31 protein-coding genes are annotated in these 25351 nt (G+C 59.7%); 28 read left to right on the forward strand and 3 right to left on the reverse strand.

Annotation, left to right across the window (positions count from 1 at the left end; translation table 11 throughout):
- Window positions 1-20 precede the first annotated feature (20 nt).
- From JI721_RS15870 to JI721_RS15915, 10 genes are all read left to right on the forward strand, one after another.
- Window positions 21-1130 carry a M20/M25/M40 family metallo-hydrolase gene (locus JI721_RS15870; protein ID WP_274455824.1) on the forward strand — a complete coding sequence of 370 codons (1110 nt, stop codon included), beginning with the start codon at window positions 21-23 and terminating at the stop codon, window positions 1128-1130.
- A 17-nt stretch (window positions 1131-1147) separates the two neighbouring features.
- Window positions 1148-1723 (forward strand): NUDIX hydrolase, encoded by a 576-nt coding sequence (locus JI721_RS15875; RefSeq protein ID WP_274455825.1) that lies wholly within the window; start codon window positions 1148-1150, stop codon window positions 1721-1723.
- 4 nt (window positions 1724-1727) lie between these two features.
- Window positions 1728-2903, forward strand: coding sequence for an endonuclease Q family protein (locus JI721_RS15880; RefSeq protein ID WP_274455826.1), 1176 nt, complete (start codon window positions 1728-1730; stop codon window positions 2901-2903).
- 168 nt (window positions 2904-3071) lie between these two features.
- Window positions 3072-3731 carry a stage II sporulation protein M gene (gene spoIIM / locus JI721_RS15885; RefSeq protein ID WP_274455827.1) on the forward strand — a complete coding sequence of 220 codons (660 nt, stop codon included), beginning with the start codon at window positions 3072-3074 and terminating at the stop codon, window positions 3729-3731.
- Window positions 3732-3765: 34 nt separating this feature from the next.
- Window positions 3766-4092 (forward strand): RNHCP domain-containing protein, encoded by a 327-nt coding sequence (locus JI721_RS15890; RefSeq protein WP_274455828.1) that lies wholly within the window; start codon window positions 3766-3768, stop codon window positions 4090-4092.
- A gap of 66 nt (window positions 4093-4158) precedes the next feature.
- The gene (locus tag JI721_RS15895; protein ID WP_274455829.1) at window positions 4159-4401 is read left to right on the forward strand and encodes a hypothetical protein; all 243 of its coding nucleotides are present in this window, start codon (window positions 4159-4161) and stop codon (window positions 4399-4401) included.
- A gap of 189 nt (window positions 4402-4590) precedes the next feature.
- Window positions 4591-5478 (forward strand): site-specific tyrosine recombinase XerD, encoded by an 888-nt coding sequence (xerD, locus tag JI721_RS15900; RefSeq protein ID WP_274455830.1) that lies wholly within the window; start codon window positions 4591-4593, stop codon window positions 5476-5478.
- Between the two features lie 112 nt (window positions 5479-5590).
- Entirely contained in the window at window positions 5591-6778 is a 1188-nt protein-coding gene (locus JI721_RS15905) for a phosphopentomutase (protein WP_274455831.1), read from the forward strand.
- A gap of 85 nt (window positions 6779-6863) precedes the next feature.
- Window positions 6864-7058 (forward strand): DUF1540 domain-containing protein, encoded by a 195-nt coding sequence (locus JI721_RS15910; protein ID WP_274455832.1) that lies wholly within the window; start codon window positions 6864-6866, stop codon window positions 7056-7058.
- A gap of 97 nt (window positions 7059-7155) precedes the next feature.
- Window positions 7156-8421: a D-alanyl-D-alanine carboxypeptidase family protein gene (locus JI721_RS15915; RefSeq protein ID WP_274455833.1), complete on the forward strand. Its 1266-nt coding sequence runs from the start codon at window positions 7156-7158 to the stop codon at window positions 8419-8421.
- A 187-nt stretch (window positions 8422-8608) separates the two neighbouring features.
- Here the strand turns inward: JI721_RS15915 and JI721_RS15920 are convergent, their stop codons facing one another.
- Window positions 8609-9838: a helix-turn-helix domain-containing protein gene (locus tag JI721_RS15920; RefSeq protein WP_274455834.1), complete on the reverse strand. Its 1230-nt coding sequence runs from the start codon at window positions 9836-9838 to the stop codon at window positions 8609-8611.
- A 240-nt stretch (window positions 9839-10078) separates the two neighbouring features.
- Between JI721_RS15920 and spoIIAA the strand changes: the two genes are divergently transcribed.
- From spoIIAA to spoVAE, 6 genes are all read left to right on the forward strand, one after another.
- Window positions 10079-10423, forward strand: coding sequence for an anti-sigma F factor antagonist (gene spoIIAA / locus JI721_RS15925; RefSeq protein ID WP_274455835.1), 345 nt, complete (start codon window positions 10079-10081; stop codon window positions 10421-10423).
- Between the two features lie 5 nt (window positions 10424-10428).
- Window positions 10429-10896, forward strand: a complete 468-nt coding sequence (gene spoIIAB, locus JI721_RS15930; RefSeq protein ID WP_274455836.1) for an anti-sigma F factor — start codon at window positions 10429-10431, stop codon at window positions 10894-10896.
- A gap of 11 nt (window positions 10897-10907) precedes the next feature.
- Window positions 10908-11663, forward strand: coding sequence for an RNA polymerase sporulation sigma factor SigF (gene sigF / locus JI721_RS15935; protein WP_274455837.1), 756 nt, complete (start codon window positions 10908-10910; stop codon window positions 11661-11663).
- A gap of 140 nt (window positions 11664-11803) precedes the next feature.
- Entirely contained in the window at window positions 11804-12262 is a 459-nt protein-coding gene (gene spoVAC / locus JI721_RS15940; RefSeq protein WP_274455838.1) for a stage V sporulation protein AC, read from the forward strand.
- 47 nt (window positions 12263-12309) lie between these two features.
- Window positions 12310-13317, forward strand: coding sequence for a stage V sporulation protein AD (spoVAD, locus tag JI721_RS15945; RefSeq protein ID WP_274455839.1), 1008 nt, complete (start codon window positions 12310-12312; stop codon window positions 13315-13317).
- 6 nt (window positions 13318-13323) lie between these two features.
- Window positions 13324-13689, forward strand: a complete 366-nt coding sequence (gene spoVAE, locus JI721_RS15950; protein WP_274455840.1) for a stage V sporulation protein AE — start codon at window positions 13324-13326, stop codon at window positions 13687-13689.
- A 239-nt stretch (window positions 13690-13928) separates the two neighbouring features.
- On the opposite strand, the gene JI721_RS15955 is transcribed toward spoVAE, so the two are convergent.
- Window positions 13929-15272, reverse strand: a complete 1344-nt coding sequence (locus JI721_RS15955; protein ID WP_274455841.1) for a D-alanyl-D-alanine carboxypeptidase family protein — start codon at window positions 15270-15272, stop codon at window positions 13929-13931.
- A gap of 243 nt (window positions 15273-15515) precedes the next feature.
- Between JI721_RS15955 and JI721_RS15960 the strand changes: the two genes are divergently transcribed.
- The 11 genes from JI721_RS15960 (at window position 15516) to JI721_RS16010 (ending at window position 23992) form a co-directional block, all read left to right on the forward strand.
- The gene (locus tag JI721_RS15960; RefSeq protein WP_274455842.1) at window positions 15516-16283 is read left to right on the forward strand and encodes a spermidine synthase; all 768 of its coding nucleotides are present in this window, start codon (window positions 15516-15518) and stop codon (window positions 16281-16283) included.
- A 21-nt stretch (window positions 16284-16304) separates the two neighbouring features.
- Window positions 16305-16928, forward strand: a complete 624-nt coding sequence (locus JI721_RS15965) for a site-2 protease family protein (protein WP_274455843.1) — start codon at window positions 16305-16307, stop codon at window positions 16926-16928.
- Window positions 16929-16994: 66 nt separating this feature from the next.
- On the forward strand, window positions 16995-17720 hold the full coding sequence (locus JI721_RS15970; protein ID WP_274455844.1) for a segregation and condensation protein A: 726 nt from the start codon (window positions 16995-16997) through the stop codon (window positions 17718-17720).
- Window positions 17717-18289 (forward strand): SMC-Scp complex subunit ScpB, encoded by a 573-nt coding sequence (gene scpB, locus JI721_RS15975; RefSeq protein WP_274455845.1) that lies wholly within the window; start codon window positions 17717-17719, stop codon window positions 18287-18289. Before JI721_RS15970 ends, scpB begins: the two co-directional genes overlap by 4 nt.
- 214 nt (window positions 18290-18503) lie before the next feature.
- A complete protein-coding gene (locus JI721_RS15980) occupies window positions 18504-19223 on the forward strand; it encodes a DUF2953 domain-containing protein (RefSeq protein WP_274455846.1) in 720 nt (239 codons plus the stop codon).
- On the forward strand, window positions 19171-19602 hold the full coding sequence (ytfJ, locus tag JI721_RS15985) for a GerW family sporulation protein (RefSeq protein ID WP_274455847.1): 432 nt from the start codon (window positions 19171-19173) through the stop codon (window positions 19600-19602). Before JI721_RS15980 ends, ytfJ begins: the two co-directional genes overlap by 53 nt.
- A 207-nt stretch (window positions 19603-19809) precedes the next feature.
- Window positions 19810-20751 (forward strand): pseudouridine synthase, encoded by a 942-nt coding sequence (locus JI721_RS15990; protein ID WP_274455848.1) that lies wholly within the window; start codon window positions 19810-19812, stop codon window positions 20749-20751.
- Window positions 20752-20858: 107 nt separating this feature from the next.
- On the forward strand, window positions 20859-21566 hold the full coding sequence (locus JI721_RS15995; RefSeq protein WP_274455849.1) for a response regulator transcription factor: 708 nt from the start codon (window positions 20859-20861) through the stop codon (window positions 21564-21566).
- A complete protein-coding gene (locus JI721_RS16000; RefSeq protein WP_274455850.1) occupies window positions 21563-23320 on the forward strand; it encodes a sensor histidine kinase in 1758 nt (585 codons plus the stop codon). Before JI721_RS15995 ends, JI721_RS16000 begins: the two co-directional genes overlap by 4 nt.
- Window positions 23321-23337: 17 nt before the next feature.
- Entirely contained in the window at window positions 23338-23505 is a 168-nt protein-coding gene (locus tag JI721_RS16005; RefSeq protein ID WP_274455851.1) for a hypothetical protein, read from the forward strand.
- 19 nt (window positions 23506-23524) lie between these two features.
- Complete coding sequence (locus tag JI721_RS16010; protein WP_274455852.1) at window positions 23525-23992, forward strand: hypothetical protein; 468 nt, start codon at window positions 23525-23527, stop codon at window positions 23990-23992.
- 106 nt (window positions 23993-24098) lie between these two features.
- Here the strand turns inward: JI721_RS16010 and JI721_RS16015 are convergent, their stop codons facing one another.
- Window positions 24099-24506, reverse strand: a complete 408-nt coding sequence (locus JI721_RS16015) for a helix-turn-helix domain-containing protein (RefSeq protein ID WP_274455853.1) — start codon at window positions 24504-24506, stop codon at window positions 24099-24101.
- 132 nt (window positions 24507-24638) lie between these two features.
- Here JI721_RS16015 and JI721_RS16020 point away from each other — a divergent pair, with 132 nt between their 5' ends.
- Window positions 24639-25313 (forward strand): SIR2 family NAD-dependent protein deacylase, encoded by a 675-nt coding sequence (locus JI721_RS16020; protein WP_274455854.1) that lies wholly within the window; start codon window positions 24639-24641, stop codon window positions 25311-25313.
- Window positions 25314-25351: the final 38 nt, after the last annotated feature.

Genomic DNA, 25351 nt, shown 5'->3' on the forward strand with positions numbered 1-25351 from the left:
CACAGAGGAGACGTTTTGTCATGGAGATGGAGCACATTCGAAACACCTTTTTGGACCTGGTCCAAATCTCGAGCCATTCGCTGCACGAGGGCGCGGTCGCCGCGTATTGCCGGGCACGCCTGGAGCAGCTTGGCTTTGTCGTCGAAGAAGACGACGCGGGACGGCAGCTCGGCGGAGAGACCGGGAACTTGATTGCGACGCTGCCGGGCGACCCGTCCAAGCCCTGCATGATGCTGGCGGCTCACATGGACACGGTCATTCCAGGAGAACATGTCCGGCCGAGCGTGGATGAACAGGGTGTCGTCTGGAGTGACGGCACCACCGTGCTGGGTGCCGACGACAAGGCAGGCGTGACCGCCATTCTGACCGCGGCGGCGGAGATGGTCAATAACCACCTGCCGCACGGTCCGCTTCAGGTGGTGTTCACGATTGGCGAGGAAATCGGGCTGCAAGGCGCCAAGCACCTGGACCGGAGCAAACTGAAGGCGGAATTTGGCCTGTCCCTTGACTCCGGCGGCGCACTCGGCACGCTGGTGATTGCGGGACCGGCGCAAGTCAAATGGGAAGCCATCTTCACGGGGAAGGCGGCGCATGCGGGCGTAGCGCCGGAGCGCGGCGTCAGCGCCATCAAGATGGCGGCCGGCGGAGTTGCGCGGATGCCGCACGGGCGTGTCGACGCAGAGACGACGGTCAACGTGGGCAGCTTTGTCGGCGACGGTCCAACCAACATCGTGCCGGATCGCGCACAGTTGGTTGGAGAAGCGCGCAGCCGCAGTAACGAGAAGCTGGAGCGTGTGCTCGCCGACATCGAGAAAGCGTTCGAGGAAGCCGCGCACGCCGCTGGGGGAACCGTGGCGTTTCAGGCGACCCGCATGTATGACGGATTCCGCTTCGCGGATGGTGACCCACTGCGTCAGCGCGTCGAGGCGGCGCTGCAAAAGCTCGGGTTCACGCCTGCGCCCGTCGAGGGCGGCGGCGGCAGTGACGCCAACATCTACACCAGCTTTGGCGTGCCGACGATGAACATCGGCATCGGCTATGAAGACATTCACTCGGTGCATGAGCACATTCGCTTGGCAGACATCAAATCTGCTGCAGAGGTGGCGGTCGCTTTTTGCACCCAGGATTGACACAGGGAGGGTTGAGCATGAACCACAAGAGGCTGCAAGAACCCACCTTGGCAACAGAACCCATCTACGACGGCCGCATCATCCGCGTCGAACAGCTCACCATCCAGCTGCCCAATGGCAAGACGGCGAAGCGGGAAGTCGTTCGCCATCCGGGCGCCGTGGCTGTGTTGGCCGCTCCTGCGCCAGACCGCCTGGTGTTTGTCGAGCAGTTCCGGAAGCCAACCGAGGAAGTCCTGCTGGAAATTCCGGCCGGCAAACTGGAGCCGGGGGAAGACCCGGCCGAGTGCGCCCGCCGCGAACTGGAGGAAGAAACGGGGTACGTCAGCACGAACGTCAGACCCCTCTACGAGTTTTTCACGAGCCCCGGGTTTGCGGATGAGAAACTCCACTTGTTCGTCGCGGAAGACCTGTCGACCGGCGCGGTCCACCCGGACGAAGACGAGTTCGTCAACATCGTTGAACTCACTGCGTCGGAAGTCCAGGCCCGTTTGACCAGCGGGCAAATCCGGGACGCCAAGACGTTGATTGGCGTGCTGTGGTGGCTGCAGCACAAGGACGAACAGCTGCAGGGCACACCCGGTCGATCCCGGTGAAGCCATGAACCCTCTGCAGACGTTTTACTGCGACTTTCACATTCACGTCGGGCGGGCGCTGGGCAAGCCAGTCAAAATGGCAGCCGCGCCCTCTTTGACGTTCGAAGCGCTGTGTGCCCACGCTCGAACCGAAAAGGGCCTCGACATCGTCACGGTGATTGACGGGGTTTGCACGGGTGTCCTCGCGGAAGTGCGAGACCTTGCAGCACGCGGAACGTTGGCGCCGCTGGCGGACGGCGGCGGGCTGCGGCATGAGAATGGCTTGACGATTTTCCTCGGCGCCGAGGTGGAGTGTGCTGGGCCCCACGGCGGCGCGGCGCACTTTGGGTGCTGGTTTGGAGACATCGACGCGGCAGCGGACTTTTCAGCCTGGCTGGCGACCGTCCAGAAGAACCCTTCGCTCTCGTCGCAGCGCGCTCGGACAGATGCGTTTGATTTGCAGCGTCAGACGCACCAACGACACGGTTTGTTCATCGTCCACCATGCGTTTACGCCGCACAAAGGACTGTACGGCGCCTGTGTACGCCGGCTCGGCGACATGGTCGATCCGGCGCACGTCGATGCCCTGGAGCTGGGCCTGTCTGCCGACACGGACATGGCGGACTGCGTCTCTGAGCTGGCGGCGCAGACGTTCCTCAGTAACTCGGACGCCCATTCGCTTCCAAAAATCGCTCGCGAGTACAACGCCCTGATGCTTGAGGCGCCGACATTTGCCGAAGTGGGGCTGGCGTTATGGCGCACCGGCGGCCGCCGCGTCGCGGCCAACTACGGCCTGCCGCCCAGCTTGGGCAAGTATCACCGCACCTATTGCCTGGACTGCGGCAGGTTGTGGGCAGCCGGGGCAGCCGCCTGCGCGTGCGGCAGCCAAAGGAAGGTAAACGGAGTGTACGACCGGTTCCTGGAGATTCGCGACCACGCATTCCCTGTGTCCCCCAGCCACCGGCCCCCGTATGTTCACCAAATCCCGCTCGAATTCATCCCCGGCCTGGGCCCCGCCGCCAGGCAGCGCCTGCTCGCTGCGTTTGGCACAGAGATGAATGTCCTGCACCGTGCCGATGCGGCGGCGCTCGCCGAAGTGGTCGGGCCAACGCTGGCCGCTCGGATTGACGACGCGCGGGCGGGGCGGGTGCTGCTCCAGACGGGCGGCGGCGGAATCTACGGAAAAGTCCAGTTCAAGTGATAGACGGTGCTTGCGTTTGCGCCCCGTTTCCCGAACACCGCGTCTATTTCTCTACCTTGGCTCATAGACTCTATTGGAGTCGGACACGCCGCGTCCGCTGTGCAGGCAGCCCTCAGCGGCGCTTGTCCCGGCTCGTGATACAGGGACCAAGCGTGGAGGGGATTCACCATGGAGCTGGCGTCAGACGCATTCTGGCAAGCGGCACAAAGCAGGGTATGGCATCGGTGCAGGGCCGCCGTGGCGGGGCAGCTCCACCTGTGGAGTTTCCTGGCCGCCGTGGTGCTGTGCGGCCTCATCTTCGGCGGCATCGCCGCAGGGCAGCTCAACAGCAGTGACACCCTGGCGCTCAGCAATGCCACGCTGCAGCTTCTGCAAGCCATCGCAGCGCACCAGCTGGCACCGGCGAACGCGCTCTGGTGGCAGCGCATGGTGGCGGACGGGCAGTTTCTGGCCCTGTTGTGGCTGCTCGGCGTATCCATCATCGGCATGCCGTTCATCGTGATCGCGATGTTCTTACGTGGGTTCAGCATTGGTTTTGCCGTCGGTTTCACCGTGATACAATTTGGATGGCGCGGATTTTTGCTCGCGTCCATTGGTATTTTCCTGCACCAGCTGCTGTCGTTGACCGCATTGGTGTTCGCTGCAGCGATCGCCATTCGGTTCTCGGGGCTGGTGCTGCGCCAAAGCCTGCCGACGGCCGCGCTGGCCGGCGCGCTGGCAAACTACACCGGCTGGTTTCTGCTGTGTGCCTGTCTCTTGATGGGCGGCGCGGCAGTCCAGGCTTGGCTGTCACCGCACCTCTTAGGCGCGCTGTTGTCGGGCAGTTAACCACTGCCGCGGGCCTGGAAAGGATGAGACCGACTTGCCGTCTCGACGCTTTACGGAAATCAACGAATCCTTCGCATGCGCACACTGCGGTCAGGCGGTGCTTCCGTCCAGTTCATCGTGCCGAAACCACTGTCCGCATTGTTTATATTCCGTGCACCTGGATATCTTTCCGGGCGACCGGAGCGCAAACTGCGGCGGACTCATGGCACCTGTCGATGTGATGTACCGTTCGAACAAGGGCTATCAAATTGTGCACCGATGCTTGCGCTGCGGCCATGAATCGAGAAATGTGGCGGCGCTGGACGACCGTGATCAGCCAGATTCTCTCGAGGCGCTGCTCGCCATCATGCGCGCCAAGTGAGTGTTTGGCGGAGGTGACCACCGCGGCCGCCCAGTGCACAGAAGCTGAAGAGAGGGGGTGTGGCTCGTGCCAGCCACGTTCAAACGCCTGTCGCGCGCCATCCAAACCGGCATTTTGATGATCGTTCTCGCATGGGGGGTCATGACGGTATTGTCTGCCCTCAAACGGGCATTCCCGCTGCACTTTCAAACGCACCCGAACGGGTCCTATGTGGCTGTCACCCAGTTGACTGCGCCGCATCCATCCCTCTTGAGCGTCCTCAGCGAGGCCGCACGTGAAACGGCTGTCTACATGCGGCTCTCGAATTAACGCATGCGTCGTTGTCCGCGTCAGCGGCACCCTGTGATGTTTCGGCCGTTCCCATCCATCTCGTTCCCATCCATCTGCCAAGGCAGGACTTTCTCCTTGACGCGTGGAAATAGTCTCACACGAATCGGATGTGGGTTGGTCATCAAGGCGTGGACATCCCGCTGGAGCAACCGTGAAGGGGCTTGGGGAATGGATTTGCTGTCTTTGTTTATGGAGTATTTGCAAGTGGAGAGAGGTTTGTCGACGAACACCCTGGAGTCCTACCGAAGAGATTTGACGGCGTTTTCGGGGTTCCTGCGGAATCGAAAACCGCCTGTCGCCCTCGAGGAAGCACAGCGCCACGATATTATCAACTATTTGGTCACGCTTCGTTCCACCGGCCGCGCGAGCGCAACCCTGCTCCGGAATCTGGCCAGTCTCCGTTCTTTCTACCATTTTCTGCTCAAAGAGGAGCGCATTCATGCGGATCCAACGGTCAATATTGACAGTCCGAAGATGGAAAAGCGCCTGCCGAAGGTCCTGTCGATTGACGAAGTGGAACGCCTGTTACAAGCACCGGACGGCTCGACGGTGGCCGGCATACGGGACAAAGCGATGTTGGAACTGTTATACGCCACGGGGCTTCGTGTCAGCGAACTCATCTCGATTCGTCTATCCGATGTGAATCTGTCGACCGGGTTCTTGAAATGCATGGGAAAAGGGTCCAAGGAACGCATTGTGCCGATTGGCGAGATAGCCCAGCGCGCACTGCTCGACTACCTGCAGCACGCGCGCGGCACCCTGCTGCGGGGGCACAATTCGGACGCCTTGTTTTTGAATCACCTGGGCCGCCCGATGTCTCGCCAAGGATTCTGGAAAATTCTCAAGAAGTACGCACATCAGGTACAGATTTTGAAGGACATCACGCCGCATACGCTGCGGCACTCGTTTGCGACGCATCTGCTCGAACGCGGCGCGGACTTGCGCGCCGTCCAGGAAATGCTTGGACACGCAGACATTTCAACGACGCAAATCTACACGCACGTCACACGAGGTCGGCTGCGCGAGGTGTACTCTTCTGCGCATCCGCGCGCATAGTGTCATTCGCGCGCACAGTGTATGCCAGCATCGGGCACCGGACAACCTCGTAGCGTGCGTGACGCGCGCTGTTGCATGCGTGAATGTCCGTGAGAAAGTGAGGAAAAACCACGTGCGAGTGAAACGCTGGATTTGGATTGTGCTCGACAGTGTGGGCATTGGGGCTGCGCCCGATGCCCATCGTTATGGTTCTTCGGACGAACAAAGCCATACCCTTCGCCATGTGGCGGAAGCAGTCGCGGGCTTACAAGCGCCCCATCTGGCAGCCCTTGGCCTCGGGTGTATCGACGACATCCCTGGGTTGGCGAAAGCCCCCGTCCAGGGTGCGTACGGCAAAATGCAGGAACAGTCCTACGGAAAGGACACCACCAACGGGCATTGGGAGTACGTCGGCGTGATTCTGCACGAGCCGCTGCCGGTGTATCCGAACGGATTCCCGCCGGAAGTGATTGAACCGTTTGAAGCGTACGTGGGCAAACCGGTCCTTTGCAACCGCCCGGCCTCTGGGACGGAGGTGATTGAGGCGTACGGTCCAAAGCATCAGGAAACGGGGCGTCCGATTGTCTACACGTCCGCAGACAGCGTGTTTCAGGTCGCCGCGCACGAAGACGTCATCCCGGTCGAGCAGCTTTACGATTGGTGCCTGTTTGCGAGAAACCTGCTTACGGGCCGCCACGGGGTGGGCCGCGTCATCGCCCGCCCATTCCGGGGATCCCCTGGCCGCTATGAGCGGACACACCGGCGCAAGGACTTTTCATTGACGTTCGGTGAAACCGTGTTGAACCGCTTGACGCAGCAGGGACACCCGGTCACGGGTATCGGCAAGATTGCCGACATTTACGGTGGTTCGGGCATTACCGAGGCGATTCACACCACAAGCAATGACGACGGGGTCACCCAGGTGGTTGCCCAGATGGACCGCCAGTCCAGCGGGGTGATTTACGCCAACCTCGTAGACTTTGATGCAAAATACGGTCACCGCAACGACCCCGTCGGGTTTGCCCGGGCGATTGAGGCGTTTGACCGGCGGCTGCCGGAAATCCTCGGACGGCTCACACCACACGATGTGCTTTGCATCACGGCCGATCACGGCTGTGACCCGACCACGCCCGGCACAGATCACTCCCGTGAGTGGGTTCCGGTCCTGCTCTATTCGCCTGCGCTGCAGGCGCCCGTTCCGCTGGGAGATCGAAAGACGTTTGCGGACATCGGTGCCACGCTGGCCGACGCGTTCGGACTGGCACCAGAAGGGCCCGGCGAGAGTATGTGGCCGCTCATCGTGAACGCCTGCTCATCCTGAACGCCGGTCGTTTGGCCCAGCGGTTTGGTGCCGCTCCGCATAAATCTTCCCTGTCCGTCTCACCATACAGGTGGGAGGGATGAGCATGCCAAAGGGCGTCAAGTGTTACGTCGAGGAGTGCGTCTTTTACGACAACACGGACTGTGTCGCCGATGCAATCGAAGTGCGGTCCAATGGAAACGACATTGTCGGAACCAACAAGGGTACAATGTGCGCGACCTTTTCCTTCCGCGACTTCGATGATGGGCACGTTCATCGCCAACCGGAAATTCATCAATAGCACGAACCTGCTCACGGCAGGTGTCCAGAAAGGGATGTCCGAGCTGGGCATCCCTTTCTGACGCTGAATCGTTGATGAATCAAGGGGAGGATCGATGATGGGGCAAACACACAAGGGATTGCTAACAGCAAGCATGATACTCACCTTACTCACCGCCAGTCCTGTTTTTGCCGCGGAGGCTCCGCCGCCGCCAGCTTCAGGCAGTTCCGACATCGAGGTGCAGGTCCACCCCGGCTACACGCTGAGCGCGGCCGCAGCCGAACACGCGGACACCCCGGCGGGCCTTGCGAAACAGGCGCGATCGGCCGTCCTGATGGACGATGCCACGGGCAAGGTATTGTACGAGAAAGACGCCCACGAGAAACTGCCCATGGCCAGCATCACGAAGGTGATGACACTGCTGCTCATTATGGAAGCCCTGGACGACGGCAGACTCAAGCTCACTGACCCCATCAAAACCAGCGAATACGCCGCCAGTATGGGGGGTTCGCAGATTTTTCTGGAGCCTGGCGAGACGATGTCCGCACAGGATATGATTAAGGGCATTGCGGTGGCGTCGGCGAACGACGCGTGCGTCGCCATGGCCGAACACCTGAGCGGTTCGGAAGAAAATTTTGTCAGGCAGATGAACGAACGTGCGAAAGAACTGGGGATGGACGACACACACTTTGTCAACTGCAATGGACTTCCCGCGCCGAATCATTATAGTTCCGCCCACGACATCGCGATCATGTCACGGGAACTCCTCAAACACCAGGAAATCACGAAATGGACTTCTGTGTACAGCGACTACTTGCGCAAGGATTCAGACCATCCGTTGTGGCTGGTGAACACCAATAAACTGGTTCGCTTCTACGATGGGGCAGACGGCCTCAAGACGGGGTACACGGCTGAAGCCAAGTACTGCCTGTCGGCGACCGCGAAGCGGAACGGATTTCGCGTGATTGCCGTGGTCATGGGCGAGCCCAAACCAACGGTCCGGAATGCAGAGGTCAGCGGTATGCTCAATTGGGCGTTCAGTCATTACCGCTCCAAAGTGCTTTACCAAGAAGGCCAAGTGATTGCAGACAATGTGCGGGTGACGCGAGGCACACCGGAAAAGATCCCGGTCGTGGCCGGCGATACGGTCGGCGTTGTGTACAAGGCCGGCGCGCACCCGGCGATTCGGACAAAGGTCGAGTTGTTCCAGCTAAGTGCGCCCGTGAAGTCCGGTCAACGGGTGGGGACGCTGAAAGTCTACGAAGGGGAAGACCTCGTCTCCGAAACGCCCATTCTGGCGGGTACCTCCGTCGAGCGAGCGGGCTTTATGCAGAGTGTCGGAAGAACGATGCGGGATTTAATCACGTTCGGAAAAGGGTCTTGAAGGTCGCACACGCGTTCAGCTGGTTTCGACAGCACTCCCCGGCGGCTGTCGAAACCAACGGCACGTGTTGTCGCTCGTTGTCGAGGACATCCGATTTCTGAAGCATTCCATCGAAAATCATTATTTTTCAGGTAATAACGGACGGGCGCTTGCGCATGCGCAGCGTCACCGCCCCAAGCGGGTCCTGTTAAGGCGTCACCGTCTCCGTCTTGCGATTTTTCGACAGGGTGATGCTCCGACGCGTGTTTCGGGTTTTCGTCATCCAGGTGAAGTCTTGGCGCCGATCGGCCGACTCAATGGCGCGGCTCGCAAACAACAACGCTTCATCCAAGCGGCCCAGCGCCTGGTATGTCGTCGCCAGCAGGTGGTAGATGCAGGTTTCCACCTGCGGCTCCCGGGGCAGTTCATTGGCGGAGAGCCCGTCCGCAAGGGCGCGATCGAACTGGCCCATCTGCGCAAACGCTTCGCCGCGCACCGCATAGGCTTTCGCCAGCCGGAAGTGGTCGGACTGCATCTCCGGTGCGGCCATCCATTCCGTCAGGCGATCGACCGCCCGCTGGGGGGCGGAACGCAGCAGATCGATGACGGCGAGATTGATGCGGCACTGGTTGATGCCGCGGCTGTGCTTCAGCGCTTCGTAGTGAGCCAGCGCCCGTTTTGTCCACGCCTCCGCTTCCTCCTGCCGTCCTTGTTCCAAATACACATTCGAAAGTCCATGCTCAATCATCACGAGGTCCATCTCCGCATCGACCTCTTTCGCGATTTGCGCCGCCTTCAAATAGGCTCGCTCCGACGCCGAATAACCTGCAAACACGACGTTCACCCGCGCGAGGTTCGCGTACAGTTTGAGGGCCAGCGGCATGTAGATGTCCGGGTGGCGCTCCAACATCGCAACAGCGCGGTCCCAGTACAATTTCGCCAGCGCCGCCTGTTCCTGACGCCTGTACACGTTCCCCAGCCGGTAATAGTATCCGATGGCCGCAGGGATGTCGCCGCGCTCGAGCACCACCTGGACCAGGCGTTCCCATGTTTCGGAGCACTTTTTCATATCGCCGAGTTGTTCGTAGCAAGTGGCAATGTCGAGGAGAATCATCTCTGTGCGGCGAATCATCGGGGGCTGTCCGAGCAATAACAGCAGAAGCTCAAGGGCTGCTTCGTACTGCCCCTGTTCCATACAGCCCCGCGCTTGGTGAAACAGGTTGTAGATCTCTGACTGGTCCGAGAGGGCTTCGGACAGATAGTTCAGGTCAACGCCGAGTCGGCGGGCAAGTTCTGCGAGGACATGGGATGATGGAAACACGCGGTTGGACTCAATCTGGCTAATCATGCTGGTGGTTACCAAACCTTTGCCAAGTTCCGCCTGGGTCATTTTGCGTTCGCGGCGGAGTTTGCGAATCCGTTCGCCGATGGTCATCATTCGGATGTTCACCCCAGTTTAATAGGTTGTCTTATTGTACCCTTTTCAGTACCTTTTGTGGAAGGAGGCATAGGAGAAAGAGCGATACAAAGCGATGTGCACCGCGTGTCGAATCAAGGGGAATGGCTTCTAGTTTTGTCAGCGGGCAGGAGTTCGGCGTCGAGATGCGGAATTGTGCAGGCGAGCCAACCAACCGGACAGAGTTGGTGTGTTGAACTTCGCAGGAGGGAGAAATTCGTCGTGGCAATTGACGCAAGCGTCGTTGATGGCGTTGTATTGATTCGACTGAAGGGCGAATTGGACCACCATGTTGTGGAACAGATTCGCAATGAAATCGAGTCCGCACTGGAATTGAACCGCTATCGGGGGCTGGTCATCTCGTTCTCCGGCATCGACTTTATGGACAGTTCCGGACTCGGGCTGATTCTTGGGCGATACCGGACCATGACACAGCACCAAGGCAAAATGGTGTTGTGTGAAGTCAGCTCGTCCCTGCAAAAGTTGTTCGAACTCTCCGGGATTCTGAAAATCATTCCGGTGTTTGCTTCGGAAACAGAGGCTCTTGCAGCCGTCAAGGAGGCTTAGACGACATGAACGACCCGCAGCAGAACACGCCGACGCCTGAAAACTACATGACGCTCACGTTTCCGAGTCTGTCGGAGAACGAATCGTTTGCTCGTGTCGCCGTCGCTTCCTTCGCGGCGCAGCTGGACCCGACCATGGAGCAACTGACGGAGTTGAAGACGGCCGTCTCCGAGGCGGTCACCAACGCCATTATTCACGGTTACGAAGACCGGGCCGGGGAAGTTCGCATTCGCTGCACCATTCGCATGGGCACCGTCGAGGTCATCGTCGAAGACGACGGAGCGGGCATTTCCGACGTCGAGCAGGCGCGGCAGCCCCTCTACACTTCCCGCCCTGAACTGGAGCGCTCCGGGATGGGCATCACCATCATGGAAAACTTCGTCGACGAGCTTTTCATTGAGTCCACGCCTGGCAAGGGTACACGGGTCATCATGCGCAAGACCATCTCCGATCGCTCGGCACTCCACTCGTAGAGGGTACAGCCATGGACAATGCAAGGGGAGCAGAAGAGCGAACGCCGAAGCTGTCGGATGAACAGGTCAGAGATTTGATCCGTCAGAGCCAGGCCGGTGACACGGCCGCCCGCGAAGCGCTTGTCCTCGCCAACCAGCGGTTGGTGTGGGCTGTCGTGCAGCGCTTTCTCGGCCGAGGCTACGAAGCGGATGACTTGTTTCAAATTGGATGCATTGGGCTGATGAAAGCTGTCGACAAGTTTGACCTGCAGTATGAAGTGAAGTTCTCCACCTACGCCGTGCCGATGATCATCGGTGAAATTCAGCGCTTTTTGCGCGACGACAGCACGGTCAAGGTGAGCCGCAGCCTCAAGGAAACCGCCAAGAAAGTGCGGCGGGTGCGCGATGAGCTGGCGAAATCACTCGGCCGGCAGCCCCACATCGCGGAGATTGCAGAGGCGCTCGGCATTGAGCCGTCGGAAGTGGTGTTCGCCCAGGAGGCGCTGCGTCCACCTGCCTCCATCCACGAAACGGTGTTCGAGAACGACGGTGATCCGATCTATTTGATGGATCAAATCGCCGACGAGGAAGGCGGCAGCTGGTTCGACCGTATCGCGCTGCACGAAGTGCTGGGGTCACTGCCCGAGCGCGAACGATTGATTGTATACCTGCGGTTTTTCCGGGACAAGACGCAGTCCGAAGTGGCGAGGGTCCTCGGCATTTCACAGGTTCAGGTGTCGCGGCTGGAGAAAAAGATTTTACAGACCATCCGAAATCAGCTGGAATGAAGCACAAGACGGTCTCGAAAACGATCCCGAAGACGGTCCTTCTGAATTTGAAAATTCCTTGTAAACCAGTCCCCTAACGCGTTTAATGCGGCCTCCGTCCGGGTACACTACAGCCCGATTCCACTGACGGAGGCTAAACCATGACCATTGGTACAAAAGACGAGCAGCAGGCCTACCAAAAACTAGCGAGCGCGCATACTCCGCCCCGAACGAGCGTTCGAAACACCCTTCGGGCGTTTGTGGTGGGAGGACTCATTTGCGCGATTGGCCAGGCTGTCCAGCTCTTCTTCATTCGGGTCGCGCATTTCTCGCCAACCGACGCTGGAAACCCCACCGTGGCCGTGATGATTTTCCTGTCTGTCGTGTTGACCGCATGCGGTGTCTACGACAAGTTCGGACAGTGGGCGGGTGCAGGCTCGGCGGTCCCCGTCACCGGATTCGCCAACACAATGGCCTCGGCCGCGATGGAACACCGGTCCGAGGGATGGGTCACCGGGATCGGCGGCAATATGTTTAAACTCGCCGGACCCGTCATCGTCTACGGTGTGGTCAGTGCTTTTTTTGTGGGCCTCATCCGCTACCTGTTCTTCCATCTGTAATTCAGCGTGCGCAAAACAACGTGCGAATCGTCAGGAGGGGGAGAGGTATGCCAAAAGTAGGAAAACAAACGTGGGTCTTCACAAATCCCCCCGTCATTCAAGCGACCGGCACCGTGGCCGGGAAGACGGAGAGCGATGGTCCGTTTGGAGACGAGTTCGATATCCGCCACACGGACGATCGGCTCGGCAAAAATACATGGGAACATGCGGAACAGACCATGTTCAATGAAGCCATTCACGAAGCCCTGCGCAAGGGCGGGAAGCAGCCGACCGACATTGACTTGATGATTGGCGGGGACCTGAATGCGCAATTGACCAGTTTCTATGTGGGAAACCGGGACTTCCCGATCCCGGCGCTTGGCGTATACGCAGCCTGTGCGTCGATAACGGAGGCACTCTCGGTTGCGTCGCTGGCGATTGACGGCGGGTACGCGGACTATGTGCTGGCCGGTACATCCAGTCACAACAGCACCGCGGAACGACAGTTTCGGTTCCCGACGGAATACGGCGCACAGCGGCCGCCCACAGCCCAGCGCACCGTGACCGGTTCAGGCGTGGCGCTGCTCGGCAGAACAGGAACTGGAGTGCAAGTCTCCGCTGCCACCATCGGGCACATTTGCGATTACGGCATCAAAAGTCCGTGGGAGATGGGGGCTGCGATGGCACCTGCGGCCAAATCGACGATTGTCGCGCACCTGCGCGATACCGGGCGTACGTTGGCAGACTTCGATTGTGTGGCCACCGGCGACCTCGGCCGCGTCGGACTGGCCATCTTGCATGATTTGCTGAAACAAGACAATTTTGATCCGAGCCATGTGACAGACTGCGGCGCCTTGATTTTTCGGCCCGACCAGCCCGAGGTGTTCTCCGGCGGCAGCGGCGGTGCCTGTTGCAGCCTGGTGACCTTTGCCCACTTCCTGCGAAAGTTGACGGAGGGTACTTGGCAGCGCATCCTCGTGTCAGCGACTGGCGCCCTTTTGTCGAATGTGTCTGCGCAGCAGGGCGACACGATTCCGTGCGTATCCCACGCGGTAGTCCTCGAACGAAAGGGATGAATGACAATGCAGACTGGCTGGCTTTCGTTTGTTTGGGCGTTTCTCGTCGGCGGGGGTATCTGCGCCGTTGGACAAATCATTTTGGACAAATCGAAGCTCTCAACCGGGCATGTGATGGTGATTCTCGTGATGGCCGGTGCAGTGCTTGACGGGCTGGGCTTATACGACCCGCTCATCAAGTTCGCTGGCGCCGGCGCAACCGTGCCCATCACAAGCTTCGGCAACGCACTGGTCCACGGCGCGCTGACGGAAGCGCAGACGCACGGCCTGGTCGGCATCATCACCGGCATTTTTGAAGTGACCAGCGCTGGCATCTCCGCCGCCATTGTGTTTGCGTTCCTGGCGGCGGCGCTGGCGAAGCCCAAAGGCTGACAAGGAAGGTGCCCAACCGCTTCGCGGCGGTTCGACATATGGTGGAGGAGAATCAGAAACCGAGGTGATGAGCGGTGATCAATATTCTGATGTTTCTTCCGCGTCTCTTCCGGTACTTTGGGATGTTTCAGACGTTCATCGGCTTTGTCCGCCCCATTTGGCCGCACCTTTCGCGGTTTTGGCAGCGCCAGCCAGCAGCGGCTTGACCCTGCACGGGCAGGGTCCGCTTCCTGGCCCCGTCACTTCCGGAACGAAGGCCCATACCGCATCCGGCGGACCCGTATCCTGCGCCGGATGCTCCCGCGGGTGATGAATCCAGCGGCGAGCACCGCGACGACTACATAGAGAATGTGGCGCCACGTCCACCATCCCGGTGAGGGCGGCGGCAGGTAGCGGCCGGCCAAGGTGACCGGCACACTCTCCGCCTGCCCAAGCGACTTCAACGACAGCTTGCCGACGACCGTGCCTTTGGGCGCCGCGCCGCTTGGCGGATGCACCACCACACGCGTGGCGGGCGCAGGGTGTGTCCCGACTGGCTCTGTAGCCAGCACCGGCTCGGATGTCACCACCGGGATGGCACTGCCTGCTGCGGCGTCCGGGAGGGTGCCGACGCGAGTGCCCTTTGCGATGACCGTATCCGTTTGATAGTGGGAGAACGCGAAGTCGAGCAGCTGGGTGGCGTCGTGATCGATATCGGTCGTCGTTGGCGCATCCAGCAGCACCGCGAGAAAGGTGTCCCTGCCATGGGTGGCTGCCACGGCGAGGGTTTCGTGGGCGACGGAGGTAAAGCCCGTTTTCACCCCAATGGCGCCTGGGTAACTGAACAACATCTGGTTGATGTTCGTCAAATGGGAGCTCCATGCCTGCCCATGCCAGTTGTAGGAGCGGGTGTCGACAATTTGTCGAAACATCGGGATCTGCATGGCGGCCCGCGTAATCACGGCCATATCGTACGCGGTCGTGACATGGTTGGGATTTGGCAGTCCGTTGGGATTGACAAAGTGACTGTGCTCGGCGCCGAGGGATTGCGCTTCCTGATTCATCAGTTTCGCAAATCCCGCGACCGACCCGCCGTACTGCTGGGCGATCTCGACAGCGACATCGTTCGCGGAGATGAGCATCATGCCGTACAGGAGCTTTTCAAGCGGCTCTACTTCGCCGGGCACGAGGTACAATTTATCGGGCGGCTGGTTCGCGGCCTCGGCGGAAGTCGTCAGCACGTCCGTCAGGTGACCGCGCTGCAGGGCAATCATCGCAGTCAGGATTTTCGTCAAACTGGCAGGGTAGTGAGGCGCCAGCGGGTTCTTCGCGTAGACCACCGTGCCTGTGTTCATGTCCATGACCACGGCGGCCTGGGAGACAATCGCCGGCCACCCGCCCACCGGGTCCGCCGTCATGGGCACGCCGTTCTCTGTCGTTTGGTCAATCACGACCGGTTGACCGGAACCCTGCGCCGCGTACACACTTGTAGACGCGGCAAGCGCGGCAGGCATCCCCCAGCAAGTGACAAAGCCCGCAACCACACCGCCGCAGATGAATCGGCGGCACCCGTTGCGCAAGGTTCGTGTCGTGTGCGTTTTCATACGCTTTCTCTGTCTCGTGGTCCTCTGCAAAACGGCCACCCATCCCTCTCCCCGTGTCACAAGTCAGCTTCCATTCTACCGAACAGGCACCCTTGTGTCATGCCCTGTTGGATTGGGAACATTTGCTTTGCTTCACTCGGCGCGGACGTTTATACTGAAGCCAAACTCAGGAGAGGTTGTTCGAAGCGGGTCATCATCACGGTGACCTTTTCGAATACGCCCATTCGGCGAGGACGGGTTTCAATGTTTGCGAACGAATCAACGGTGCTGCGAACGGTGGGTCAGGTGCACACATGTATTGAGGTGATTGAGCAGAACCACGTGCGCTATCTCCGGTTTGGTTCGAACGGAGGATGGCAGGGGGCGCTCTCCTTAACCAACGCTAAGCAGCTGGTATTTCCCTACCAGCGCGCCTTCTGGAGCCTTGTGGAGGCCATGCCGGCCCCGCGCCGGTTTCTTTCGCTGGGCGTCGGGGTGGGCACCGCGCTGCGGACCGTACACGCCCTGCATCCAGAATGTGAACTCTATGGCGTCGAGATCGACGAAACCGTTGTGAACATCGCGATCGAACACTTCGACAGCCCGTCTCACCACGATGTGAATTACTGGATTGGCGACGGCGTGACGTTTTTGTGTAATGTAGATTTAACCTTTGATTTAATTTTCGTCGATGCCTACATGCGAAACCAAATCTATTCAGCTTGTCTGGAACCCGCGTTTGCCCGTGTGCTGCATGCCGCCCTGACACAGCGGGGTGTGGCAGCGGCGAATCTGATCACACACGTGCCGCCCACGGGACAGGTCCAGACGTTCCTCACGGCTGCACAAGCGGCGTTTCCGACGGTTCAGATGCTGCCGGTCGGCATCCCGTTGTCCGAGCAGAACACGCTGACGGTGCTGGCGCGCGATGCCAGCGTCGTGGCGAAGTGGGAAGCGAGCCTGCGTCAGTCCAGCCAGCTTTCGTGGCTGCAGCGGGTCACCTGGCCCAATCGGCTGCACACGCTATCCTAGCGGAATAAAGGAGTTGCTCGTTTGTTTCAGAACTTGTTCAGCCAGGATTTCATCTTTATCTTCATCACGGTGCTCGTCAGCCTTGTGATTCACGAGTTTGCGCACGCGGCGACGGCCGACGCGCTCGGGGACAAAACAGCGCGCATGTCCGGGCGTCTGACCCTGAACCCCTTGGCACACCTCGAAATCCTCGGTCTCATCATGATTTTCTTTGGACCCATCGGCTGGGCCAGGCCTGTGCCCGTGAACCCCAATCATTTCCGTCGTCCGCGGCTGGGCATGATTCTGACCGCGCTCGCGGGTCCGATGTCCAATTTGATTCTGGCGTTGTTGTGCCTGGCCCTGCTCAATATCCTGTTCAACTCGGTCGGGCAGTTTCTCGGCACACTCTTGTATGTCGGCGCGTACGTGAACTGCAACCTCTGTATTTTTAACCTGATCCCGCTGCCGCCGCTCGACGGATCACGGATTGTCGGCAATCTGCTGCCCCCCAGACAGCAGCTGGCATACGCCAAGCTGGAAATGTACGGCCCATTCATCCTGCTCTTGGCGTTCTTGCTGCCCCCCGTACAAAACGACGTGTTTACGCCGTTGTTCAGCTGGTTCCACAACCTCGTTTTCGGCGTGTTCGGTCCGATTGTATAATTCGGATTGGCGGCAGCCATCGCGCGCCTGCGAGCATTGCCGCGTCTGGCACAGGGAGGGCTCACCGTGGCTTACGAGGTGGTTCTGGACAAGTTTTCCGGTCCGCTCGATTTGCTGCTGCATCTGATTCGCAAACAGGAATTGAATATCCATGACATTCCCATTGCCATGATAACCGACCAGTACTTGTCGTATCTGCATGCCATGGACGAGCTGTCGCTGGAAATCGCGAGTGAATTCCTCGTGATGGCTGCCACCTTGCTGGCCATCAAAAGCCGCATGCTGCTGCCCCGGCCCGAACCAGAGCCAGGCCAGGAGGAGGACGTGGATCCACGCGCCGAACTGGTGGAGCAGCTGCTGGAATACCAACGCGCCAAGTGGGCTGCAGAGCAGTTGAAGGAGCGGGAGCAGCGGCAGAGCCTGGTGTTTACGCGGGAAGCGCTCGACTTGACGCCGTATGCGCCGACGGACCCGCCGCCCGTGACGGGGGTCACCCTGTGGGACCTGGTCGATGCCTTCCGAAGCTTGCTGCGCAAAACGCCAAAGGAGCAACCGGCGGCCGAAATCAGGGGGCATGTCGTGAGTGTGGAAGCCATGATGGAACAGATGACGCATCGGCTGCGGCTGTGGAAAACCTGCACGTTTTCGCAGCTGCTGCAGTTTGCGCGGACGCGCTCGGAACTGGTCTCCGGCTTTCTGGCGCTGCTTGAACTCGTGAAAAACCGCGTGGTTGTGTGTGAACAGCGAGATCCTTTTGCAGAAATCACCATTTCCTTGGAGGAGATCGCATGACGTTGATATCCATGACGGGTCCTTTGGAAGCCATTTTGTTCGCGGCAGGGAGCGAAGGGTTAGCGACGGAGGAAATTGCGGACATTCTGCAGCTGTCCGTCGACGAATCGCTGCGGCTGTGCGAAGAGCTCCAGCAGGCCCTGACCGACCGCGGGGCGGGCATTCAGCTGATGGAGCTCGCGGGTCATTGGGCCCTCACCACCCGGCCCGAACATGCCACCTACCTGCGCCGCATGGCGACGTCGCCGACGGCCAGCGGACTCAGTGCTGCCGCCCTTGAAGTCCTGGCCATTGTCGCCTACCGGCAGCCGGTCTCACGCATGGACATCGAGTCGATTCGGGGCGTCCAGTCCGACCGCGCAGTGGCCACCTTGGTCCACAGAGGCATGATTCGCGAAGTGGGACGCCAGGATGCACCGGGACGACCGATTTTATATGGGACCACCGATACGTTTCTGCAGACATTTGGTCTGCGAAGCCTCGACGATTTACCGCCGCTGCCCGCAGAACCTGAACTGCCGCAAGACCTGTCGCTGTTTCAGTTCGGCAGCACCGTCGCACGAGACTAACCCCGAACAAGCCAGTCCCTCGGCTGGCCGACCGGTGGCGCCTGGGCGTTCGCTGCCTTCGCCTTTGCAGCCTCCTCGATAACGTCCTACATGATTCAGCGGTCGGGCGGGGACACTACCACCGATCTCCAGCGGGTTTTGCCAGTCTGGCATCCTCCTTTGCGTTCTGCATGGGGAAAATCCACTGGATGAGAGTAAAGAGGTGGGCGTTGCTGTGACCGTACTCCTTCTCATTTGCGGCTTAGCCTGTGTGCTCTTCTGGCTCCTCTGGCTGCCGGTTTCCGTGACACTTGAGTATCGAAGAGAGGACAGCGACGACGAGGGCCTGCTGTCGGTCCGCTGGCTGTTTGGGCTCGTCCACATCCGCCGCCAGCTGACGCACATTGACGCCACCATCGGCGGCAACGGGCCAGCGGTTGTCGTCAGACACAAGAAGGCTTCACATCCTGCAGATGCGCCGTCTTCCGGGACCCATGCCGCCCAAGCCGACGCGAATGTGGAGGCCGTGAGTTTGAAGGACATCCTTCAGTTCCTGCGTGCGTGGCCGCGGTGGATGGAGCGCATCGCCCAGGTGTGGCCGGTGGTCAAACGCCTGCTCGGACGGGTGCATGTGCGCCGCTTCCGCTGCCATATTCGTGTCGGCACCGGGGATGTGGTCACCAGCGGCATGAGCTGCGGCGCAGCGTGGGGCATCACTTCCACGGTCCTCGGGTCGATGTCGACGTTGTGCCAGTTCGAACAAATGCCAGACATTCAAATCCAGCCAGATTTTGAACGAAGGATGCTGCATACGACCCTCGAGTGCATACTGCGTGTACGCGCTGGTTACGCTATCGGTGCAGGTTTGCGCTTCATTCGAGTGTGGAGGAGGAAGCAGACGAATGGATCACCCGATTCAAGGACTCATGCAAACGGCCATGACGAGCATTCGTGAAATGGTCGATGTGAACACCATCATTGGCGATCCCGTTGAGACACCGGACGGCACGGTCATATTGCCGGTCTCCCGCGTGGGCTTCGGATTCGCGGCAGGCGGCAGCCAGTTTCAGACAGGCGACAGCAAGGCGGGCAGCACGGACAGCGACCATCCCTTCGGGGGCGGTTCCGGCGGCGGGGTGAACATCGTCCCGATTGGATTCCTCATCGTGCAGGGAAACCAGGTGCGGCTCTTGTCCACGGACAATCAGAATCAGCTGTATGACCGGTTGATTGACATGGCCCCCGTGGTCGTCGAAAAAATCCAGTCCATGCTCCGGGGGCAATCGTCGCCCAATTCGACGGCGCAGCCCCAGGGTCCCAATCTCCCCAGTTAACCTAGGTTTGCCCTGGTTCCAAGTTTGCCATGATGTGCAATCCCGGCAGAGCGCATTTCATCCGTTCCAGGCTTCCGTGTTCGTCACATTGGTCCGACCTGTCGTGACAAAGCAGCACCTGACACGACGGGCGGGCTTTATTTTTTTGCCACGGTCAACCGAAGCTACTATAATAAGTGAATCACGAAACGGGGGGCCCATCACGCAATGGAGCGAAGTCGGACCACAGAACAAGGGCAATCGCAGCCGGAACGCTTGCAAAAGGTGCTGGCCCAGGCCGGTGTCGCCTCTCGGCGCCGGTGCGAGGAAATCATCCTGGCCGGCAGGGTCACCGTGGACGGTCAAGTCTGCACGGTTTTAGGCACGAAAGTCAATCCCAGCACGCAGCGGATTGAAGTGGACGGACAGCCGATTCAGGCCGAACGGCGGGTGGCAGTCATTTTACATAAACCGACTTCCTATGTCACCACCGTCTCCGACCCGGAGGGCAGGCGGACAGTGATGGAACTGTTGAAAGATATCCCGGAACGCCTGTTTCCGGTTGGCCGGCTCGACTACGATACGACTGGCTTGCTGCTGCTCTCGAATGACGGCGAGCTGGCAAACCGCCTGTTGCACCCGCGCCACCATGTCGACAAAGTGTACCGCGTCACCGTGCTCGATATGCCGGACAAAGAGACGATTGCACGCCTGGAACAAGGGGTAGCGCTCGAAGATGGGATGACGCAGCCAGCGACGGTGCGCGTCCTCCGGATGCACCCGCGCGAGTCTGTGTTGGAGCTCACCATCCGCGAGGGCCGAAATCGCCAAGTTCGACGGATGTTTGAAGCGGTCGGCCTGGTCATCAAGCGCCTGAAGCGCGTGAAGTTTGGCGTGCTCGAGCTCGGCGATGTGGCGCCGGGAGATTGGCGTCTCTTGTCACGCCAGGAATGGACCGCGCTGTATGAGAGTGTCGGGTTGACACCGCCCGCGTACCCACTGCACCTCGCTCAGCCTGAAGCGCCGGCGGCAGTGGGTCCAGCGCGCAGCAGCGGCGCCCGTGGGTACAACAAACGGGGTCAGCACGCGCACGCACGCGCAGGCCACGGCACGGACCACAGGACGCACCCCGGGCATTACACAGAGCGGCGGTCGCAGCGCCCGCGGTGAAGCGTCCCGCAGCACACTGGCGCAGGCGGTCCAAGGGATTCCTAGTTGCTGCATTTACGCGATCACGGCATAATGGACGTAGGAGCGTATAGACAGGAGGAAGACCGATGGACCAGTTACCGCGCATCTTGGTCGTGGACGATGAAGAACGAATCCGCCGGCTCGTTCGGATGTATTTGGAGCGCAGCGGTTTTGCCGTGGACGAGGCGGAAGATGGGCAGACCGCACTCGACAAGGCGCTGCACGAGCCTTATGCTGTCATTATTCTCGATCTGATGCTGCCGGAACTGGACGGTCGCGATGTCTGCGCACAAATTCGACAGCACCAGGACACCCCGATTATTATACTCACGGCCGCCGGGGATGAAATGAACCGGATTCATGGGTTCGAGCTGGGCGCGGACGATTATGTGGTCAAGCCGTTCAGTCCGCGCGAGCTGATCATGCGTGTCAAGGCGCTACTCAAGCGGGCCGGAGAAGTTGAATTCAACCGCACGGATTTACAGCAGGTGCTGACGTTCCCTGGGTTGTCCGTCCACATTGACGCCAGGCGCGTGGAAGTGGGGGACCGGGAAGTCAACTTGACGCCCAAGGAGTTTGACCTGCTCGTGTACATGGCGCAGCGGCCGGACAAGGTGTTCAACCGCGAAGAGTTGCTGCGCGACGTGTGGAACTATCAGTTTTACGGCGACCAGCGTACCGTCGATACGCACATCAAACGGCTGCGTGAGAAGCTGGGACAAGCGTCGGAGGAAGTCAGCCGCTACATTGTGACGGTGTGGGGCGTCGGCTACAAGTTTGAGGTTACGTCGTGAGCGCAAGACTGCTTCGGATTGTCAGAGACAGCATCGTCGCCAAGTTGTGGCTGACGATTGTCAGCATGGTGCTGCTGGTTCTCTTGCTGCTGACTTTTTTGCTGCAGCAGTTTTTTACGAACTACTTTTACCAGAATCAGTCTCAGAACCTCGCTCGCGTGGCTGCCAGCGTGCAGCACTTAGCCACGGCCGACCAGCTGTCCGTCGTTGGCGAAATCGCCCGTCAGTTGGCGTCTGTGGAAGACGTGAACATCTCGGTGGACGTGCCTTACACCTCCGACCAGCGCATGAAGACCGCCTATGACACCTTTTCAACGGCCCAGCGGAACCGCTTCCTCGCGGGCAAAGCCGTGTCCATTACGTCAAAACAAGGCGGGGCCGCTGTGGTCTCGGTCTACCTCAAGATTCCTGCCAAACCGCAGCCTGGCATGATTATCGTCAGTCAACACACGAGTGTCCTGGCAGAGCCCTTGATTACCATGCGCAACATCATCTTGTTTGCCATGGCGCTGGGTGTACTGCTGACGACCGGACTCGCTTTTGTCGTGTCCAAGAACCTGTCGCGGCCTCTGCTGCAGATGAACGAAGTGGCCGAAGAGATGGCGAAGGGGAACTTCGGGTGGCGCATCAAGGTATCCACCAACGACGAAGTGGGCCGGCTGGGGCGAAAATTCAACGCGCTCGCCAGTGAGCTGGCGCAAAGCATCCAAACCTTGTCGATGGAGCGCGATCAGCTCAGCGGCATTTTGTCATCCCTTGAAGACGGGGTCATCGCAACCGACCTGGAGGGCAACATCACACTGGCGAATCCGCCGGCGGTCCGGCGGCTTACATCGTTGAACTTCGAGGAAACCGGCATCGCCGAGCTGAACAAACTGCCGGACAGCATGAGCAAGCTGCTCGACATGGCGATTGAACGGGGCGATTCCATCGTCAGAGAAACGTCCTGGCAGGGTCGGCATATGATTATTCGCATGACGCCGTTGTACGATGGCAGCAAGATTCGAGCCATCGTGTCGGTGCTGCGGGACATTACCGAAGAGCGCAGACTGGACCGCCTGCGCAAAGACTTCATCGCCAACGTCTCCCACGAGTTGCGCACGCCGCTGAGCATGCTGCAGGGCTATACCGAAGCGCTGCTCGACGAGTTTGGCGACGACCCCGAGCAGCGGCGGGAGTTGACGGAAATCATTCTGGACGAGACGCTCCGCATGAGGCGCCTGGTCAACGGACTGCTCGACCTCGCGCAGTTGGAGTCCGGTCAGTTTCAGATGAATTTTTCGGAGTCCGACGTGATTGCCCTGGTGAAACGCGTGGCGCGCAAGTTTCAGACCCTGGCGGTCGAACGGGGCATCGGCCTGCGCGTGGACGTGCCCACGGACCCGGTCGTTGTCAACGGCGATCCCGACCGGCTCGAGCAGGTCTTCACCAACCTGGTCGACAACGCCATTCGCCACACGCAGGAGGGGGGCTGTGTGCGCCTCGCCGTCAGCTGCAGCTCGCGCCACGCGAACATTCGCGTGGCCGACACGGGGAGCGGGATTCCCGAAGAAGACCTGCCGTATATCTGGGAACGCTTTTACAAGGCTGACAAAGCGCGCACCCGGGGCGCATCGGGCGGCATTGGCTTGGGGCTGGCCATTACCAAGCATATCGTTGTGGAACATGGCGGCGATATTATAGTGGAGAGCAAGATGGGGCAGGGTACGACATTTACCGTGGCGCTGCCCCTGTTGCAGCAAAACGGGATGTAAGGAGGGAGAAAAAGCGCATGGCTTGGGTATACTACGGCAAGCTGGTGGAAACCAAATTTCAAGCGGACTGTCTGGTGGCCAGGCTGGAAGACGCCGAGGGCTGGCTGTTTCGGCGAATGCCCCAATACATCGGTGTGTTTCAAACCCGAAGCGGCCGCTACGGCGTAAAAATGCTGTGGTCCTAGTCCGCAGGAAGGGACTTGCATGTCGGAAGATGATAAACCATGGCCATCGTTGCCAGCTGCACTGCAACACCGCGTTTCCGCGAAATGGATGACCCTGGAAGCCCTCCGCGTGCTGTTACGCCGCCGCAGTGCCCAGGGTCAGCGGCTGCACGTGCTCCTGCTGACCCCGTTCGGGCCTGTCCAGGGCGATCTCGTCGACATTCACGATACGTATGAAGCTTCGCTCGACAAAGAGGCGTCCGATGTTTCCGCACCCGGTGCCGACACCGGGTTTGATGTGACGTCTGCGACGGTCCACCTGCGGACCGAGTTGTGGCATTTGTACAGCAAACAAGACGATGCGTTGGAAGCTGCAGATGTCGCGGCGGTCGTTCGCCTTACCAACGCCACGTTTCGGATGGGGGCGAAGCGGGTGCGGCTGGATGAGCTTGCACTGTTCGCGGGTGATATCATCGGCTTCAGTGCCATCCAACAGGAGATCGTTTGATACGACTGGAGAGGGCGCAGGCCGAAAGAAACCGACGCCCGATGGCGCCGGAACAGGGACCGGATGAAGATGAGGGTGAGGATACCGAACGCTGAAGATACCGTGTTTACGGCGTCAGAACCGGTGTCTCATAGCGGCGTTTGACTAACAACCCAATGACCAGGCTCAACAAGTCCGCGTCTTCTTTTGGAAGTTGACTCATTTGATGGGCGACCTCCAGGTAGGGGGTTGCCTCCTCGTTCAGGACGAAATTCTGGAGATAAAGCGGCAGTTCTTCGGCAGAGCCGCGCATCTTGGGACTGCGCAGTTCAGAAGCGTCGTCACACAGCGCGACCAGCGCCACCCCGAGGGCATCGGCGATGCGCTTCGCGTATTCCAGAGAGGGGAACCTTTTTCCTCGCTCGATGGACGAGATATGAGGTGTGGAAATGCCGGACCGCAGAGACAATTCCTGCTGCGACCAGTCGCGGTCCAATCGTAGTCTTCGTACACGTTTCCCGAAAGCGTCATTCACAAAGGCTCCCCCTTAACAGGTAAAAGTAGGTTCATAACCATACAGTAATATTTTCCTGTTGAAATGTAAATATCATAAAACGAATTTACATAAATTTTTGAAGCAATTTGAGAGAATGGAGAATGGAAACGGGTGAATTTCGTGTTGGACACGCATCTCTCAGAGTTACGAGCCGCCATTGCATCCTGCCGCTTTTGTGTGGCACTGACGGGTGCCGGCATCAGCAAGGCCAGCGGTCTGCCGCTGGTCAATGAAACCGTCGCCGGGATCCGGCTGCGTGACCTGTTTCGACCGCAGCTGCTCAACACGGACCCGAAGCGATTCTATGAGGCGTACCGGGTCATTCTCAACGAATGGCGAAGTAGCGCTCCCAACCCGGCCCACATCGCCCTTGCCAAACGCGGCGCTTGGGTGATTACCCAAAACATTGACGGTCTGCACCGCGATGCCGGGTCTGAGCACGTCATCGAACTGCATGGCAATCTGCGCGAACTGCGCTGTCCGAGCTGTGACCAAATCTATGGAAGTCAGTTGGCGTGGGAGGCGGCGGTTCCGCGGTGTCCCGCGTGCAAAGACGTGCTGCGCCCGGGGATTACCCTGGAAGGAGAGGAGGTGCGCCACTTCAGCCGCGCGCTGGATTGGGTTGGCAGAGCCGAAGTGCTGCTCATTGTGGGGACCAAACTGGAAATGGAACCGGTTCGCCGGCTGCCCGCCGTCGCCAAACGAAACGGTGCCCGGTTCATCGAAGTGAACCGGGACGCTGAACGAATCCTGCCTAAAATTCTGTCATTTGAAACAACACGTTGAAACAGCATGTTGAAAGGATACGTTCAACCCTGCGTGAC

Source organism: Alicyclobacillus cycloheptanicus (genome assembly GCF_028751525.1).
Lineage (GTDB): Bacteria > Bacillota > Bacilli > Alicyclobacillales > Alicyclobacillaceae > Alicyclobacillus_L > Alicyclobacillus_L cycloheptanicus.